General features: G+C 34.8%; 1 protein-coding gene. It reads right to left on the bottom strand.

The window, feature by feature from the left end; all coding sequences use genetic code 11:
• Positions 1-542: 542 nt before the first annotated feature.
• Positions 543-1079, bottom strand: a 537-nt coding sequence (locus AC1DTM_RS27965) for a MurR/RpiR family transcriptional regulator (protein WP_477001420.1), incomplete at its 5' end; no start/stop codon positions are given.

Raw genomic sequence — 1079 nt, 5'->3', positions numbered from 1 at the left:
ATTTAAGTGTTCAATCATCATTACAGGTTCATCATAACATGGAATTTTATAAACAAATCGCGAAATATTGAACAATATTTGAATTATTACATAAAGGCTTTTTGATGTATTTAAAAGGAAAATCTGAAACTTTATTATATCTACATTTGAATTTATCAAGCTATTCTTTTGATTTTAAATGTGAAGTAATATGATGAAAAAATATAAAGAGTATAGAGGTTGAAAAAATGAATGGTTGTAAAGATGGGAGATTATGACTATAAGTAAAACGTTTCAAACAATTTTTTTGTAGTTCATCTTGGGGTATTTACTTTTCTTAGCTTGATTGTGATGGGATATCACCGATTTGGCTTTTACGGGCAGTTAATCTCCTACCTAACTTCCTCGCCTGTGCCTAATTTTGAGGCGGGAGTCTTACTGCCCACAAATAGCGGGATAAAACTAATTAAAAGGCTAAAGATGAACATGTTGCGTATTTCTACGGACAAGTAGATCTTGAGGATACATCAACAAACTAAAAAGCTCTTCATTTGAAGAGCTTTTTATATTCGCTTCATTGAAATTGTTTCACGTATGCTTTGTAAATTTTGCAGTGTTTCCTCCTGTCGTTGCAACGACAAACCCACATACAAAGTATCTAATAAACTAAGCTGCGCTAATCGTGATGAACTTGCTTCTGTACGAAATTCAGTCTCACGCGTCGAAGTATATAGCGTTATATGAGCAAGTTGGCTTAATGCCGATTTTTGATAGCTCGTAATCGCAATAATGCGAGCTCCTCTTGCTTTTGCTACTTCTAATGCTTCAAGTAATCCTTTATTACTGCCTGAATGAGAAATTGCAATGACCACTGCTTCTTTTGTCAGCAAGCCAGCTCCCATAATTTGAAAATGAGAATCCGTATGGGCAATACAAGAAATACCCGTTCTCATAAACTTATGATAAGCATCCATCGCAATAATACCCGACCCACCATTTCCATAAAACTCAATTCGTTTTGCTTCATTCAGCGCACTTACTGCCTGTTCCAACGCGTTATCATTTAACAAATGTAATGTATCTTGCAGTCCTGTAATATG

This window comes from Bacillus sp. P4_D3, from assembly GCF_056401855.1.
Note: the sequence above shows the minus strand (reverse complement) of the source record. Positions and strands in the feature narration are given on the sequence as shown.